Origin of the sequence: Paenibacillus sp. FSL H7-0716 (assembly GCF_038002705.1) — a bacterium.
Lineage (GTDB): Bacteria > Bacillota > Bacilli > Paenibacillales > Paenibacillaceae > Paenibacillus_AQ > Paenibacillus_AQ odorifer.
On the sequence record NZ_JBBODA010000002.1, the window covers coordinates 144838 to 161167 of the forward strand.

12 protein-coding genes and 1 riboswitch are annotated in these 16330 nt (G+C 44.4%); of the genes, 5 read left to right on the top strand and 7 right to left on the bottom strand.

Annotation, left to right across the window (positions count from 1 at the left end):
• Positions 1-105: 105 nt before the first annotated feature.
• Together MHH60_RS03560 and MHH60_RS03565 are read right to left on the bottom strand one after the other, a co-directional pair.
• Positions 106-3699: a glycosyl hydrolase 53 family protein gene (locus tag MHH60_RS03560; protein ID WP_341161112.1), complete on the bottom strand. Its 3594-nt coding sequence runs from the start codon at positions 3697-3699 to the stop codon at positions 106-108.
• A gap of 244 nt (positions 3700-3943) precedes the next feature.
• Positions 3944-4900, bottom strand: coding sequence for a DMT family transporter (locus MHH60_RS03565; protein WP_076134724.1), 957 nt, complete (start codon positions 4898-4900; stop codon positions 3944-3946).
• Positions 4901-5026: 126 nt separating this feature from the next.
• A riboswitch (FMN riboswitch) is annotated at positions 5027-5175 on the bottom strand.
• A gap of 207 nt (positions 5176-5382) precedes the next feature.
• Here MHH60_RS03565 and MHH60_RS03570 point away from each other — a divergent pair.
• Positions 5383-6555: a PstS family phosphate ABC transporter substrate-binding protein gene (locus tag MHH60_RS03570; protein WP_076134725.1), complete on the top strand. Its 1173-nt coding sequence runs from the start codon at positions 5383-5385 to the stop codon at positions 6553-6555.
• Positions 6556-6762: 207 nt separating this feature from the next.
• The gene (locus tag MHH60_RS03575) at positions 6763-8265 is read left to right on the top strand and encodes an N-acetylmuramoyl-L-alanine amidase family protein (RefSeq protein ID WP_076134761.1); all 1503 of its coding nucleotides are present in this window, start codon (positions 6763-6765) and stop codon (positions 8263-8265) included.
• Between the two features lie 49 nt (positions 8266-8314).
• Here the strand turns inward: MHH60_RS03575 and MHH60_RS03580 are convergent, their stop codons facing one another.
• From MHH60_RS03580 to MHH60_RS03595, 4 genes are all read right to left on the bottom strand, one after another.
• Positions 8315-8719 carry a VOC family protein gene (locus MHH60_RS03580; RefSeq protein WP_076134726.1) on the bottom strand — a complete coding sequence of 135 codons (405 nt, stop codon included), beginning with the start codon at positions 8717-8719 and terminating at the stop codon, positions 8315-8317.
• A gap of 23 nt (positions 8720-8742) precedes the next feature.
• The gene (locus MHH60_RS03585) at positions 8743-10215 is read right to left on the bottom strand and encodes a carboxylesterase/lipase family protein (RefSeq protein WP_076134727.1); all 1473 of its coding nucleotides are present in this window, start codon (positions 10213-10215) and stop codon (positions 8743-8745) included.
• A gap of 19 nt (positions 10216-10234) precedes the next feature.
• Positions 10235-11389, bottom strand: coding sequence for an AI-2E family transporter (locus tag MHH60_RS03590; RefSeq protein ID WP_076134728.1), 1155 nt, complete (start codon positions 11387-11389; stop codon positions 10235-10237).
• Between the two features lie 243 nt (positions 11390-11632).
• Positions 11633-11992 carry a (2Fe-2S) ferredoxin domain-containing protein gene (locus MHH60_RS03595; RefSeq protein ID WP_036676102.1) on the bottom strand — a complete coding sequence of 120 codons (360 nt, stop codon included), beginning with the start codon at positions 11990-11992 and terminating at the stop codon, positions 11633-11635.
• A gap of 149 nt (positions 11993-12141) precedes the next feature.
• Between MHH60_RS03595 and MHH60_RS03600 the strand changes: the two genes are divergently transcribed.
• The 3 genes from MHH60_RS03600 to MHH60_RS03610 all read left to right on the top strand — a co-directional run bounded on the left by MHH60_RS03600 (position 12142) and on the right by MHH60_RS03610 (position 15209).
• Positions 12142-13725: an AraC family transcriptional regulator gene (locus tag MHH60_RS03600; RefSeq protein WP_076134729.1), complete on the top strand. Its 1584-nt coding sequence runs from the start codon at positions 12142-12144 to the stop codon at positions 13723-13725.
• A gap of 160 nt (positions 13726-13885) precedes the next feature.
• Positions 13886-14836 carry an ABC transporter substrate-binding protein gene (locus MHH60_RS03605; protein WP_232061539.1) on the top strand — a complete coding sequence of 317 codons (951 nt, stop codon included), beginning with the start codon at positions 13886-13888 and terminating at the stop codon, positions 14834-14836.
• Between the two features lie 142 nt (positions 14837-14978).
• Positions 14979-15209: a hypothetical protein gene (locus MHH60_RS03610; protein WP_076134731.1), complete on the top strand. Its 231-nt coding sequence runs from the start codon at positions 14979-14981 to the stop codon at positions 15207-15209.
• 6 nt (positions 15210-15215) lie between these two features.
• Here the strand turns inward: MHH60_RS03610 and MHH60_RS03615 are convergent, their stop codons facing one another.
• Complete coding sequence (locus MHH60_RS03615) at positions 15216-16313, bottom strand: GerAB/ArcD/ProY family transporter (RefSeq protein ID WP_076134732.1); 1098 nt, start codon at positions 16311-16313, stop codon at positions 15216-15218.
• Positions 16314-16330: the final 17 nt, after the last annotated feature.

Below are 16330 nucleotides of genomic sequence, written 5' to 3' on the forward strand. Positions count from 1 at the left end.
CTATTGTACAAACAATCCCTACTTGCGAAAAGATAAATATCTAAAAAATGTGGTAAAGACAGGCCCTAACTGCCTTTTCGAGCACAGTTATTGCCTGTCTGCCTATTATTGCTGCAAAAGATTAAGTATGATATAAGCCGCTTCAGCGCGTGTTGTATGGGCTTGCGGGCGGAAATTGCCATCTTCGAATCCATTGATAATCCCAGCCTGCGCAAGCGCTGTTATCCCTTCACTGGCATACAACGAGATCAGATCTTTATCTTTAAAAGAAATAACGTTCACATCCGTCTGACCGTTCACTTTCTCCGCCAACTTAAGCGCACGGTATGAAATAGCTGCCATTTCTTCACGGGACAATTTATCATTCGGGCCAAAAGTGCCATCCGCATGTCCTTGTACAACACCCAATTTTCCAGCAGTAATCACAGTAGAGCTATACCACGCATCAAGGTTCACATCTTTAAAACTGCCTGCTCCTCTTTCTGCTTTTAGCTCCAGCGCGGACAGCAGCATGCTGACAAATTCAGCGCGTGTAACCTCCCCTTGCGGATTAAAGATCCCGTTTCCTATTCCTTGCACGATCCCTTTAGCCGTCAAGGATTCAATCGCTGACGTGGCCCAATCTGCTGCTTTTAAATCTGTGTACCCCACCTCTGCGTACCCCGCAGCATAAATGCTGAAATGACTTGGATTAAACACAATCTGTTCCGCGGTTGGGTTGTACCGCACAGCTTTGATAACTTCAAGTTTTCCATCAGCAAGTATCGAATAAACAGCAATCCGCTGGCTCTGCTCCCCGAGCTTCAGCTTGTAGTGGAAGGCTACCGATATTGCTCCTTTTTTGAAAACATCGATAGAAGTCCCGTCTACTGACAAGTGGATGTTATAGGCCGGGTAGTCTTTTGCTCCAGTTGCCAATGGTGAAGGCAAGGTTGGCGTAGCTACCTGAACCAGTGAGAGCGTTAGTTCCTTAGCTCCCGTCTTTATAATTCCTGCACTAGCTTCCGTAGAAACCGTAACAGATGCCGCACCATATACAATTACTATTTGAGGATGTTTGCCCTGCTCTAGTATAGAACTCAACGGAAGATGAACGACTGCTCCCTTAAGCTCTCCCGTCGATGGCAGAACAGAAATAATCAGTTTTTCATCCGCCGGAAGCGTCGACAGCGCCTTATTGATATCCTCTATACTTAGCGTGATATCAGCTGTGCCGGAAATTCCTGCTTGTGCCTTCACCTGAAGTTGTCCTGCCGCTGTATGTTCGACCACTGCTTTATTTGCTGAATTTACAACGCTTGAATCTCTGACCGTGACGACAGGATCAGGATTAACCCCTGTTCCGGGTTCCTCACCAGTGCCGGGATTCTCTCCCGTTCCGGGTTCCCCGCCAGTGCCGGGATTCCCTCCCGTTCCGGGTTCCCCGCCAGTGCCGGGATTCCCTCCCGTTCCGGGTTCCCCGCCAGTGCCAGGATTTCCTCCCGTTCCGGGTTCTCCGCCAGTGCCAGGATTTCCTCCCGTTCCGGGTTCTCCGCCAGTGCCGGGATTTCCTCCCGTTCCGGGTTCTCCGCCAGTGCCGGGATTTCCTCCCGTTCCGGGTTCTCCGCCAGTGCCGGGATTTCCTCCCGTTCCGGGTTCCTCTTCGCCCCCCTCACCAGCCACCGGGGTTTTGAAGACATTTAATGAAGAGAGTGCATTCCCTGCAAAATCGAACATTGCCTGATTCTCCCAAGCATTTCCTTCGCCTACCTTCCAGCCTACACCTTGCACTGGAATCCAAGCTGGTTCCCAATAGAACAAGCCTGTTCCTTTACCATCGGGTACTTTGGACAATACATTCATTATTGTTTTGACCTCAGCCATTTGACCAGCAACCGTAGCTGGAAAGCCACTCCCGTCTAGCTGATCCTGACGGGCGATGTTATTCTCAAAGTTGTCGCCGTCCTCCAGCGTGTAAGGATATGCGGTTTCCGTCACAATCACTTCTTTACCATATCGTTTAGAGATATCGTCCAAGTTAAACTGCAGGCTATCCATCGTTCCGCTCCAATACGGATAAAAGGACGCGCCGATCACATCATAATCAAGATTCCGCTTCGTTAATTCGTCAAAGAACCAACGAAACATATCATTTTTGCCGCCTTCAGCAAGATGGATCATAATTTTGATATCCTGATCTGCACCCTGGCTGTCTCTAACTCCCTTCACTCCGCTCACCAGAAGCGGAACAACCTTCTCAAAAGCATTCTCTTGATCATAGGATTTGCCGTCAGGCCATAACAAGCCCCCATTAATCTCATTTCCGATTTGGACCATATCGGGTGAAGCTCCCTTTTCCTTTAGCTCATCCATAACATCTTTGGTATAGACATATACCGCTTGCTTCAATTCATCATAGGAGTAATTCGCCCATGCTCCCGGCTTGTTTTGCTTTCCGGGATCAGCCCAGAAATCAGAATAGTGGAAATCAAGCAAGAGCTTAAACCCTTTGGCTTTGACGCGCTGCGCCATTTCCACAACATGCTCACGGTCATTATAGCCGCCAGCTTCCTGTGGATCATTCCATAAACGCAGCCGAATGTAATTTACACCCCGGCTTTTAAGAATATCCAGCAAATCCTTTTCTACTCCATTGTCGTAATACTTTCCACCGGCATCCTCAATCGCTTCCAGAGTGGAAATGTCCGCACCTTTTATGAACCCGGATTGCAGCACAAGCGGAGTAACCTGAATACCAGCTGTGGGTTGTAGGTCTGTCCCTGCAACTTTCCCCATTACGCTGTAAGTTCCTTCAACCGCATACTCCGCTTCAGTAAGGTCATCCCAGGTTACAGGCAGCTGTTTGCTTGACCCATCTTCGTATATAGCCGTTACCGCTGATGGCAATAAAGCAGGCACATCCGTAATTGTGCTGACATTTATGCTCTCAAATCCGACAATAGGCGTGCTGCTGTCACCTACTACTGTTACCTTCGCAACTGCTTTCTGCACTGTACCAGAAATAGAACCGCTTACTGTAAAGGTTCCAGGACGGGAATACTCTGCTGGTGGGATCACATCCCAAGCAACCTGAGCATCCTCCGTGTCAGAATTGCTATATACCACAGTTACAACACTTGGAAGCTCAGGGGCTTGCCCAATTTCCGTGTCCAACCGTACTGGCAATACAGTTTGTATTTCACCCTGTGCCGGCTCATGCGGAGCGCTGCCTGCGGGAACACCCCAGACCTTCAGATCATTAATGGCTGCCCATTTTCCGCCGTTGATGCCGGTCAGGTTGACCCTTACATAAGAAACATTCCGCAGCTTAAAAGCATTGTACTGAGTTTGCTCTACACTGCTGCTCTGACTTTTGTCCACAACTGTTATCCATACCTTATGATCACGTGATACTTCAATCGTATATTGATTAATGTAACTCCATGCATTCCAGATGACGGTTGCACCTGACAAATCATATGCACCTTGCAAATCTACTTCCAGCCAATGAGGAAAGCTCCCGTCATTCGCCGTCCAATGTGTGTTCCATTCATCGGAATCCACTGCGTTACCCGCTTCATACCCTGCAAGCTCACTATCGGATATAGCAGGCTTTCCTAGGGCAATATTCTCATCTCCTGCCGCTTGAGCAGACTGCCCAAACGTAAAAGGGGAAATAAGAAAGGTCAGAATCATAAATAATACAAATGATTTCTTCAATGTATGCTTCCTCCTAAATAATTTAATCATGGATTATGTACTCAGCAGCACAGTCATTTTGTGCACTCCCTAATTGTAAACGCTTTATTAACTCTGCTATATGTTACGTTAGAAACATTTCAGCAGTTTTTGCAGTCGATTTGATCTAAGCAAGGAGTAAAATCACATACAAAAAAAGATGATCCGAAAGCCATACGGCTTCGAATCATCTTTATATAGGTAGAACCATTCCACTACAATCTGCTCAGAGCGTTTGTGGTTTGGACTGTTGATTAGATAAAAAGAATAAAGCGACCCAGATCAAGGCAAATCCGAGAATCTGCGGGATAGTGACCAGCTGTTGGAACACGATCCAGTTAATGATTACTCCCGTCATAGGAAAGCTGAGTTCAGCCAATGTGGCGAAGGAAGCTTTGGTCGTGCTAAGTCCTTTGTAATACAACAACATACTAAGAAGTCCTGGCAGTAAAGCTTGCAGCAATAGATTAACTGCAATAGCTGCCGATGCACCAAACCCGCCATGAATCTGCCACGGGGCACCTTTTAGCGTAGTGATAACGAAAAGTAAAGGAAGCGCAAGGATAAAACGCAGCGAAGTCACTGTCTCATATTTCATAGAACCGAGCAGATAACGTCCCATGACTGTCGATCCCCCCCACAGTGCAGCTGCTCCCAAGGCCATCAGACTGCTAACCCCAATAAAGTTATTCACATGTCCGAAAGGGATACTCCAGCCAAAGGTCAGCAGATAGGTTCCTACCAGCGCCAGCACAATGAGTGGTCCGAAATTTTTAGGCAAACGTTCTTTAAGAATTAAAGCAGCGAGACCGATAGCGAATATCGGCTGAAGCTTTTGCAGTAACAGCACCGCATTCAAATCCCCACTGGAAAGTGCCATCGTAAATAGGATCGTCGCCCCGGCAGAACCTCCCCATGAAACAATCAATAAAGCACCAATCTGGCGAAATCCAATTCCTTTAAGCTCCGCCCGGTGACGCCAAAGAACAGGTGAAGCAGCCAAGAAAAGCACCACATGCTCCAGAAGAACAATTTGCGATGAAGTCAAAGATTTTAACAGGATGATACGAAAAAGTGGATCAACGCCCCATAATGCTGCACCAATCACAACGAGCCAAAATCCACTGCGTAGCGCTGGTGTACTGCCAACCTTAGTTGATGATGATGCTGTAACATTACTCATAATTTCATTCTCCTTGTCGATACAAACCCTCGATAAGAGACCAAAAACCCCCGAATTACCAAAAAGGTAAACTCGGGGGCATTATCAATAAAGACGTGCAAGGATAGACTCCTAGCGTCTTTATCTTATGATCCTCTCCCATCCGGACTTTACCGTCGGCTCTGGATTTACACCAGATCAGTCACTTCCCTGCAAGCAGATCAAGTGAGTCGCGGGCTCAGTTCGCTTTGAACATTACCGCCGGTCGGGAATTTCACCCTACCCCGAGAATCGTATTCCGTTGTTTTTTTCACAATCTCAGAATAAACCTCTTCTTGCCATTCGTCCAGTACTTTATGAAAATGTACACATTACTTTCATGTTTCGCAGCATTTTATTACATGTTTGTTCGTAATTGTTCTACTGCTTCATCCAAAAAACTTCTGTATAATGAAATTATGTTGACTTTTCCATAGTTTAGTAATCATGTCGAGGAGGTTGTTATGAAAGAAGCATTCTGGACGAAGTTATTGTTCTCCTTCTTTGCCGTTGGAGGAATAGCTTTTTTAGGATTCATAGGTGCTATAATTACTGCGCTTTACGGAGGACTGCTGTTTTATACCCCACTTGTGGCAATCTTAGCGATCGTATTAGCCATCTATGTTGTACTCATCATATTTAATGTGTTGTCCAGAAAAACAAGCAATATTGTATTGTTATCTATCCTCGGACTTAGTCTGCTTGCAACCGCAGGATATGAGATCAAGCAAGCGTACGTCAACAGAATTGCCATGGTCGATGATCGGGAGGTTAATCTGCTACAATATGAACCCTTTGCTGAGAAGACCAAAGCAGTGAATCTGGACGAACCTTCTTCCTATCATATCGATAACAATCTTCCAAGATTGGACGGCGCAACCGCACTTTATCCACTGTATTCAGCTTTCGTTCAATCTACTTATCCTGAGGGTTATTATAACCCGTATGATTTTCAAGCAAGTCAAGTAATTTGCAGCAGCACGCCTGAAGCTTACAAGAGATTAATTGAAGGAGAAACCGATATTATATTTGTAGCGGCTCCGTCAATCGCACAACAAAAAGAAGCTAAACGCAAAGGTGTCGAACTGAAGCTTACGCCGATCGGCCGCGAGGCCTTCGTATTTTTTGTAAACAAACGAAACGACGTAACCGGACTTTCCACCGCTCAACTTAAAGATATTTACGCAGGCAAGATCACAAATTGGAAAGATGTAGGCGGAGCTAATAACCGAATCCGTGCTTTTCAACGGCCTGAAGATAGCGGAAGCCAGACGATGTTGCAAAAGTTTATGAAGGACACTCCACTCATGAAGCCGCCTCAAGAAGACGTAGCGGATATTATGAGCGGTATCATTCAACAAACCTCCAGCTATCGCAACTATAAAAATGCACTGGGCTACAGCTTCTTATTTTACGCCTCAGAAATGAATCGAAACGGGGAAATAGCCCTGCTGGCCATCGATGGTGTCGAACCAGACAAGGAAAGTATTCGTAGTGGACAGTACCCTTTGGCAACAGAATTTTATGCAGTGACCGCGGGAAGCGACAACCCTAATATTCAGCCCTTTCTGGATTGGATTCAATCTGCTCAAGGTCAGAATTTGGTAGAGAAAACAGGTTATACATCGTTAAAATAAAATCTTTCTTTCAAATGAGAGCTATCCCAAAGGTTTGGGAAGGCTCTTTTTCTATTTTTATACCGAAAATTTTCCTTTTTATCTGTTGTAGAGCGCAACTTTTGGAAACTATTGTCGTTTATACTTTATACGAGCCTTAAACGGCATCAAAGGAAGAAAAAGTAAGAATTGCTAGAGACCAATAAACGGGGATGGTAGGGATTGCAGATGAAAAAGTTTGGTTTTTTGGCGTTACTGCTGCTTTTGTTGGTGCTGGTTCATCCAGGAACTGGGTATGCCGGCTCTGCGGAAACACACATCAACCTAGACGGCAATGATCTTAAGATTTCAAAAGAAGCACAGGTACAAATTGTAAATGGCAGTGTAATGGTTCCTCTTCGTGTTGTTGCGGAACAGCTTGGTTATACCGTGAAATGGGATAATGTGGCCAAGACGGCGATCATTGAGCAAAAAGGAACTACTTTAAAGCTGATCGTGGATAATACGATGGCAGAAGCTTCAGGGAAACCAGTCAAACTGGACAACCCTCCGTTTCTCAGTGGCAGCACAACCCTTGTTCCTTTAAGATTTGTTGGGGAACAGACAGGAACTACTGTCGGTTGGGACAATGTAACCAAAACCGTATATTTAACCTCTCCAGTACCTGAGATTGGGGGAAGCGATCCGGAAATTACGGTTCCACAACCCACTCCAACAGCACCTTCAGATAACGGATCAAACGGGAATACAGCAACTGAAGGAAATAGCTCAGTAGCTACAGTCACCAATCTTAGCTTCATCGATAACCAGCTGGTCATTGCAGTGAACGGCAGTATAAAACCTACCGTGTTCACTATGACAGACAAAGACCGAATTGTCGTGGATTTACCGAATACTGGTTTTGGAACCGACTTCCATCAGAATCTGTCCGTAGGAAAGAACCAAAGCGGACAGTTAACGGTTACCGACTATCCTAATGTTACTGCCGTTCGCTATTCATTGTTCAGCAGTTCCCCATCGACCATTCGGATCGTCATTGATCTAAACAGCGCTAATAGCTACAGTCTGATAAATGCTAATGATGGACTTATTATTGTGGATCTTAATGGGACTAGTGTTACGCTTCCTGAAACCACCTTACCAGAAGTACCGGTTACAACTCCTCCACCTTCTACCGGCAACACAGACAAGAAGATAATCGTCATCGATGCAGGACATGGTGGGAAAGATCCAGGGAGTTCAAGTGTTAACAAGCTTAAAGAGAAAGATTTCACCTTGCCGACAGCACTTAAAATTGCAGAATTACTAAAGAAAGAACCCAATATCGAGGTTATACTCACGCGCAGTGGCGATACATACCCAACTCTACAGGACAGATCTAACCTCGCCAACAATGTAAAAGCCGATCTATTTATCTCTGTTCATGCCAATAGTATTCCGGCGGGCAGTAAAAGTAACCCTAGTGGCACAGAGACCTATTACACACGCAATGATAGCTTATTATTCGCTCAAACCGTTCACAAATACCTCGCTGTTGCTACAGGACTGCAGGACCGAGGGGTTCGTCAAGCAAACTATCATGTAACAAGAGAAACCAAAATGCCAGCAATATTATTAGAATGTGGTTACTTAAGCAATACCAAGGATGAAGCATTGCTGTTTACCCCGGACATCCAAAATAAAATAGCCGAAGCAGTAGTTTTAGGAATCAAAGAATATTTAGGTCGCTAAAAAAAATGGGTGTCCCATTAGCCGTTTAGGCTGATAGGACACCCATCTTTTATTCGGTAGCAGTGTTCCAAACACTCATTCGTTCGTGCAGATTCGAGGTGTGCAGCTCCAGCTGTATACCATCTGGATCTAGAAAATTGACCGTCCAGCCTATTCCCCGTTTGATTGGCCCTCTAATTATGGGCACATTTTGGGTTTGTAATCCTTGGACGGCCTCCTCAAAATGTTCCTCTGCAATGCTAAAAGCGATATGATCTACCCCAACCACTTTATCTGCAATCGCCATATAATCAGGCTTTTCAACAAGACATATCCAGGCACTTCCCCATTCCAGATAAGCATCAGTTTTACCTCTATGAACTAGCTCAAGGCCCAGAACTCCTGTGTAGAAATTCAGGGATTTTGCTAAATTACTGACATTTACGGTCACATGGTTAAAGCCTTCTACCTGCATCTTTATTCAGCCTCTCAATCTTCTTAAGCCAGTATAGTAACAATTCTTTTGCGTTTCTCTGACTCAGGATCATAAGCTACATGCGTATCTTCATCAAAGATCAAGGTAGCCCGTTCTTCCAGATTGTATTTCGGCCATAACCTCTCTGCTGTAGCCGGATTTCCTTGATGAGCGAAAGCAATCCAAGCGTCATGCATAACTTCAGCCAACTTCTGCATCGTTGGATTAATTTCTGCCCTAAGATGGGTTAGATGAGATAGATTATTAAAGGCATAGACGATTTCTGCACTATGCACAGCTTTATTTAACAAAGGATGACCTGGGATCGTGCCGTCAAAACGGTACATCCAGACAGGTGCATAATTCAATTGATTTTCCGCCAGAGACACCGAGGCTGCCCAGAAGTAAAGATCCGTTAGAATTTCGGCTTGTCCCTCCCAGGTGGAAGAATAATGGTTAGCAATCTCTTTCAGACTGCCAGTACCCATCATCTGCTCCAACGCCTTGAGTGATTCGTCAAAGTCTGCCTCAGGTGATTCTTCTCTGAAGAACAAGTTGCCCTCATCACGATTGGTTCCGATCAATAGCGGAATACCCTGTGCCGATCCTTCTGCCACAGCCTGTGCAGGTTCTACAGGAAGTGTATCCCCATCAATGACAGGCTGAAATAACATGCCAATTGAGCCACCCGTTAACTTTTTAGTCATTCTTGCGGCTGCATCGATAATTTGTTCAGAAGAAAATGTTTGCAGAAGACTGGCATCTCCATCTGGAGCAATCCCTAATTCAGCTAGCAGTGCAGCTGCAATGTACTTTCCTTGCTCGGAAGGCAGCGTCTGAGCAGCCCCACTTTGCATAATCGCACCAGCGAACAGCCCCTTCGCTGCTGGCATGGCCAAAAGGGCTGCGATACTCATACTCCCTGCTGACTCTCCGAATACAGTTACCCGCTGCGGATCCCCGCCAAAAGCAGCAATATTCAGCTTTACCCATTCCAGCGCGGCGATTTGATCCAATAATCCTTGATTAGAAGCAAGCCCATGGCCAAATGGAGACAAATTCATGAATCCAAATGGACCCAGCCGATAGTTAATGGTCACTAAAATTACTTTGCCGCGCTCTGCGAAGCTTGTGCCGTCAAACTGCGGCTGACTTCCAGCCCCGGTCACAAACGTCCCCCCGTGAATCCAGAACATAACCGGCAAGGGCTCATCATGAACTGCTGGCGCCCAAATATTTAAATACAGACAATCCTCGGAATGAAGCGGCGTCTTGCCACCGAACCGAGTACCTCTCGTATCCGCTGGCTGATGACTAACTGGACCAAATTCAGAAGCATCTCTAACCCCATCCCAGGCTTCTGGCGGCTGTGGTGCACGAAACCGAAGTTCTCCAACAGGTGGAGCTGCAAAAGGGATCCCGCGCCAAATGTTCACGTCCCCCTCCTGTACTCCTTGAAGCTTACCATAAGAGGTTACTGCTATTGGTGCTCCCATTACATTTCACCCTTCCACATTATTCCTTATTCTCTTCAATCTGTTTATAAAAGCCGGATCGAAACCGGAACCATTCAAAAAGATGTGTAAATACCACCTTAAGTACCGCATAACCCGGAACTGCAAGGATAATCCCCAGAATTCCAAACATTTTACCTGCGAATATAATTACAAAAATAATGGTTATCGGATGAATCTTCAACGTCTTGCCCATGATCTGTGGTGAGATAAATTTCCCTTCAATCAGCTGAACAGCTGTCCACACGATAATCATCTTCAACAACATAAATGGAGAAGTGACCATCGCCACAATTAGGGCAGGTGTAATCGCGATTGCCGGGCCCAGATAAGGAACAACTGCTGTACAAGCAGCAGCAATAGCCAGAACGAGAGAGTATTCCAAACCAATGATTAAATAGCCAATATAGAGCAGCAGACCAATACAGCAGCTGACAATAATTTGCCCGCGTATGTAAGAGGATACCTGACTGTTCATCTCCGACATGACCATACGAGTCTGCGGCTGCAGAGAAGTAGGTACAAACTTCAGAATATAATCCGGCAATTTTTTTCCATCGCGAAGCAAGTAGAACAAAATAAATGGCGTCGTTACAACCGCCAAGACAATCTCTGTAAGGGCTCCTACAAAGCTGCCAACACCGGTCAAGGCATTATTCAGAAAAGAACTGCCCCACGCTGTTATCTTAGATGTTATCTCACTAAGGTTCGTTCCGATACTGTCTTGAACTTGCCCAAAGAACTCCGTTCCGGTCAGATCCATAAACCGTTCTTGAATTAATTCACTATACCTTGGAAAATTATCGATCAAACCTGATAGCTGAGTCCGTATAATTGGAATGACCATAAACAAAACCAGCGTGATGATGCCAGCAATCAACAAATATAGGATGATTATTGCATATACACGTTTTATTCGGGATCTTTTCTCCATCCGATCTACCAACGGATTCAGCAAATAATAAGCTATACCTGCCAGTAATAATGGTGCGGCCACGGTGTGCAGCAATACTGATATCGGCTTAAAAATAAACGGTATTTTGGAGAATACCAGAATATTAATTCCAACCAGCAGCATAATGAGCAGCACTACTACAAATTTATTATTCAGAAAAAATTTTTTGAACTTCTCTGGCCACACCTGCAGCCTCTCCATCGTACCCTCTCCCCTATAAACCATCATATATACTGTGTTATTTCATTCACTTTTTAATAGCATAGTCAACGTTAGCCCTGCAAGTCAAATTTGATGTCCTTAATTAAGCACACAGTCCTACTACGAGTCTGGTCATGATCCGATTCAATCATAATCCTCCCCTGTTTATAAATAAATAACCCTGCACGAGATATTCCTCTGTACAGGGTTTGAACCGCAACTAAATGGTACTTACAAGCCTTGCTATTTTTTCTTTTTCCCTTTAGCGCCCTTTTCATTTGAAGCAATCAATTGTCCATCATAGGTGTATAACAAGTGATCTTCAAGCTTCTCCCCCTGCAAATGTTTCCGCACTAATGATTTCGCCAGCTTAGGTGTAATCTCTTTGTACCACACACCTTCGGGATAAGCGATCACCACACAAGCATCTGAACATCTTCCATTACAACGGGTCACAGTCGTATGTATAAGACTTTGTGCGCCCTGCTTCTCAATCTCGTCTTCTATCGCTTCAGCTACCTCTTCACCTTTGTGTTTCTTGCAGCTGCTACCGTTACATATTAATAAGTGACTTACAGTTCCTTGTAAATTCCAGGTCGTCATGGATGACTTCAACCCCTTCCTATCAGCTAACCCTATTCCGTTCGTGGATTATTTTAAACACTATCATAAGCATCATTATAGTCAATAGTAAGAAAGACTGTTATACTATAAATGAGAATGATTATCAATGAAAAGAAGGGGATTACTACATGCAGATCCAATCCGACGGGATGCCTTATTCATCCCATCCTTTTTATATGCCCCTTCGGGTCATCAGCTTATCTGGAATAACCAACTACACAGCCTCAAACATTTCTTCTACTAATTCCAGCCTTATGATGATCTGGGATGGGAAAGGTTTTCTTGAAATAGACGGTAAGCTACACAAGGTCATGGCCGGAAGCTTAATAGCCCTTAGTAGTTCTTCTTTATTGAAGATGGAACCTGAATTACAGTTAAAGGGGATATGGATTGAGTATTCCTGTATACCCCAGAGTAAAGATGACATTTTTATAAATGACAACTCCCCTGTCCACCATGCCTCTACACGTTTGACAGCCTTGGCAGGTGAGCTTTACAGTGCCTGGATAGACGCTGATAAGCAAAAGCCGTTTAGGGTCCAGCAGCTATTCACCCAGTTCCTCGTGGAGCTTCATAGTGAACTGACATCCCGTAAAGAAAGATCAAGCAGTTGGATGGAGCAAGTGACTGAGTATATAGAAGCTCATTACAATGAAGATATCACACGGGATCAAATGGCTGCTTTAGCTGAAGTGAGCCCTGAGCACTTTTCGCGAGCCTTTCGCAAATCAATTGGCCTATCCTTCAGTGCTTATATTACACTATTAAGAATCCGTAAAGCCCAGCAACGAATCCTCACCAGTTCCCCTAATCTAACTACATTGGCACATGAGGTTGGTTACGAAGAGGGAACTTATTTGAGCCGAAAATTCAAGCAGCTTGTTGGCGTTTCACCTACAGCCTACCAGAATAAGAATAAACGGGTCGTTGCCCTGAACTATAATCACACCGCTAGCCTGCGAGTACTGGAAATCATGCCTCAACTCGGGGTTTATTCCGAATGGCAGCATAGCTTGGAACAAGTTCCCGCTTCCAAACAGCTTCAAATGAGCGAAGGTAAATTTTCATTACTCTATGACTCAGTAGCTGCGGTAAAACCAGATGTCATTATCGGCTACAGTCTACCCGACAATAAGATTCTGACTCCTGTTGCTCCGGTTATTGAGCTGCCCTTTATGCAAATGAGTTGGCGAGAGCAATTTGCTCTGATTGCCGAGGTTGTGAATCGACGACAGCATGCTGAACAGTGGCTAAGTCATTATGACAGACTTTGTCTTACCGCCAACGGGTTATTAAACCATGCAATAGGAATGGAGAGAGGTACGGCTATCGTGTGGGAGGTTAGCTCCCGATCCGCCTATTGTTTCAGTAGCAGCTTCGGCAGAGGTTGCCAAATCCTATACGGTGATCTTGGCTTCAAGCCCCCCTCCGTAATTATTGAAAAAGGGATTACAGATTCCGGGTACTTAGAGGCATCTATTGAGGATATCGTATCGTTTCCTGCTGACCATATTATTATCACCAGCATCCCTTCATCATCTGAGGGAAGACAACGTTTTACTCGCCTACTACATTCTAAAGCTTGGAAGCAATTAGATGCAGTACGTAACGGACGGGTATATATTCTGAACCAGGGTGATATGTTCTACGGATTTGACCCACTGTCCTCACAGGCACAGCTTCAAGAATTGCTACGGGTAATGACATCATAAATTTGCATAAGCTGAGATCATATCCGTCCATAGTAAATACCCGGTGAAGCTTGTAAAGTTCTTATTGAGAATGATAATCAATATACATAGGAGGAACAACAAATTGCATAATCCAGGAAAAAATAGCACCAAACAATCCCATTGGCTTCTTTTTCCCCTCATGCTGGCATTAATTCTAGTCATATCAGCTTGCGGGAATTCCAATAATTCTGTGGGGAATACAGACAGCAACACATCATCGGCTACTACAGCACCTACCGAAACTAGTCAACCAACAGAAACTACGGAAACAGCTGCTCTTAAAAAGGTCACTACTATAAATGGTGATATTGAAATCCCTGTTCAACCTAAAAGGATTGTCGCTGAGGAATATCTGGGCAGTCTGATCGCGCTAGATACCATCCCTGTTGGTGCTCCCGGATTAACACTGGAGAATATGTATTTTAAGGAGGCACTTACTGGAGTTGCAGACACTGGAACTTACGGCAAAATGTCACCTGAAAAAATCATCGCACTTAATCCTGATTTGATTATTTCTGGACAAGCTGAAAGCTATGAAGCACTAAGCAAAATCGCTCCAACCATCGTTGTGCCATATGGTGATCTAAAAGATGCTCATGCCGAATTAACCTATTTCGGAGAACTCCTTGGTAAGGAAGAGGAAGCCAAAAGCTGGCTTGCAGATTACGACAAACGGATAGCTGAAGCTAAAGCCAAAGTAGACAAAGTGCTCTCTGCAGATGCAACGTTTTCCATCATGGAAGACGGCGGAAAATCCATTTGGGCCTATGGAGACAACTTTGGCCGAGGCGGACAGCCTGTCTATCAGGCACTGGGTCGCACCCCACCTACAGCTGTAGCCGCAGAGATTATGGAGAAGCAATGGGCGGAAATCTCTACAGAGGCACTCGCTAAATACGCAGGAGATTATATTATCTTAACTTCCAATAACCGTACAGAAGCTGATTACAAAGCTGATCCAATCTGGAGTAGCCTTCCCGCTGTAAAAAATGGCCATCTCTATGTATGGAAAGAAGAACGATCCTGGTACTATGATCCAATTGCCGTGTTATCCCAGACCGAAGAGCTGGCTGCTTGGCTTACACAATAAAATGCGTTTTAATTAGAATCCCCTACTGCTTCCAACAACGTTGGAGCAGTAGGGGATTTGTTATTTCTTTTGACTACAAAAACACTCAAGAGGTAATAATACATTTAGCCTAAGGTTAATCTAGCAAATGGAGTTGATCATTATGAAATTACTATCACTATATTTCATGCTTGCTTTTATGGGGTTGCTGATGGCAGTAATCATCGACCTTTTATCAGGAGAAACCCTCATCGCTTCAATGCGGACGATCTATGACTCCTTTGCAGCTACAAGCATACAGGAATCAATAACTATGCTCGTTTTTATCTCCTTACCTTTTGTTAATACAATTGCATCCTCTATCCGAAATAGAAGCAATAAATCCATCAAATAAAATAAACTAACCTATGCTCCCTAATTTTCTGCGGATGTAATGAACGATGCACAAGAGAATAGGTACAGCGGCACAGAAATACGGCAAAATATATTTCAGAAATATCCTTCCTTCGTCCATATGTATCGGATAATTCGCTGAACTAATAAAAGCCCCGAACAAAACAACAATACCAACGGGAACGGCGAGCTTTCTGCTGTCTTGCACCTTGAATAGATCCGCGGTGACTACCATTGCAGCATAGCAATATACTGACATTTTAAAAAATACTCCAATGATTAAGGTTAAGAGCACAAGTGCGTCCAAACGTTGAATGAAATTGGCCAGGTTTACTAACGTTATCGTAGTGAACATCGGAAAATTGGCTCTACTGTACATTTCTGTTCCTAGAACGGATATTTCGATGGCATGGGTAAAACTGAGTAATAATCCGCATAAAGTCATTGCGATGACTCCGGTTCTTTTTGCTACCTTAGTTTTTTTGATATGAGGTAAAATCGTAGTGAAACATACCATCTCCCCGAACGGAAATAGCCATATATTCAGATAGGCTGATTTTAATGCATTCTTCCAATCCGAGGCCTGTAACGGAAACAAGTTATCTAGTTTTACAAGTCCGGCGGCAATAACCAAAAAGCAACTGGTCAAGCCCAACAATATTATAATCAGCATATAAATCTCAGCCGCCCGCGCAAACACCTCAATCCCCTTATTTAAGATGTAAATTACCGCAACCACCATCATTGCATAAATGATGAACACGGGTGTTCTGTCGTAAGAAGCAGCTATTAACAACTCACCTGATTCATGCAGATTTCGAGAGCCATTGAAGAGAAGGATTGGAATGTATGTTAAGCTTAACGGCCAGCCTATTACATTGCCCAGTATCTTTCTTGTATACCCGCTAATAATCATGCCCGGATATTGCCGGTATAAATAAACATAAATCAAATACAAAAGAAGTCCACCGGGCAAAGCTAACAGAATAGCAATCCAGACAGCATGGCCACTTTCAAGTCCAATCGGTACCACAAGGGCCGTTCCCAATTCAAACAAAAAAATCAAAGCAAATAATTGACTCGCGCTGATGGTTTCTTTTTTCATAAAGTGGCCTTCTCCCT

Excerpts from the sequence above, each read along its gene's own strand:
- MHH60_RS03600 (WP_076134729.1), top strand. The coding sequence starts at position 12,142 with ATGCAGATCCAATCCGACGGGATGCCTTATTCATCCCATCCTTTTTAT.
- MHH60_RS03585 (WP_076134727.1), bottom strand. The coding sequence starts at position 10,215 with ATGGGAGCACCAATAGCAGTAACCTCTTATGGTAAGCTTCAAGGAGTA.
- MHH60_RS03615 (WP_076134732.1), bottom strand. The coding sequence starts at position 16,313 with ATGAAAAAAGAAACCATCAGCGCGAGTCAATTATTTGCTTTGATTTTT.
- MHH60_RS03580 (WP_076134726.1), bottom strand. The coding sequence starts at position 8,719 with ATGCAGGTAGAAGGCTTTAACCATGTGACCGTAAATGTCAGTAATTTA.
- MHH60_RS03610 (WP_076134731.1), top strand. The coding sequence starts at position 14,979 with ATGAAATTACTATCACTATATTTCATGCTTGCTTTTATGGGGTTGCTG.
- MHH60_RS03570 (WP_076134725.1), top strand. The coding sequence starts at position 5,383 with ATGAAAGAAGCATTCTGGACGAAGTTATTGTTCTCCTTCTTTGCCGTT.
- MHH60_RS03595 (WP_036676102.1), bottom strand. The coding sequence starts at position 11,992 with ATGACGACCTGGAATTTACAAGGAACTGTAAGTCACTTATTAATATGT.
- MHH60_RS03590 (WP_076134728.1), bottom strand. The coding sequence starts at position 11,389 with ATGGAGAGGCTGCAGGTGTGGCCAGAGAAGTTCAAAAAATTTTTTCTG.
- MHH60_RS03605 (WP_232061539.1), top strand. The coding sequence starts at position 13,886 with ATGCTGGCATTAATTCTAGTCATATCAGCTTGCGGGAATTCCAATAAT.
- MHH60_RS03565 (WP_076134724.1), bottom strand. The coding sequence starts at position 4,900 with ATGAGTAATGTTACAGCATCATCATCAACTAAGGTTGGCAGTACACCA.
- MHH60_RS03575 (WP_076134761.1), top strand. The coding sequence starts at position 6,763 with ATGAAAAAGTTTGGTTTTTTGGCGTTACTGCTGCTTTTGTTGGTGCTG.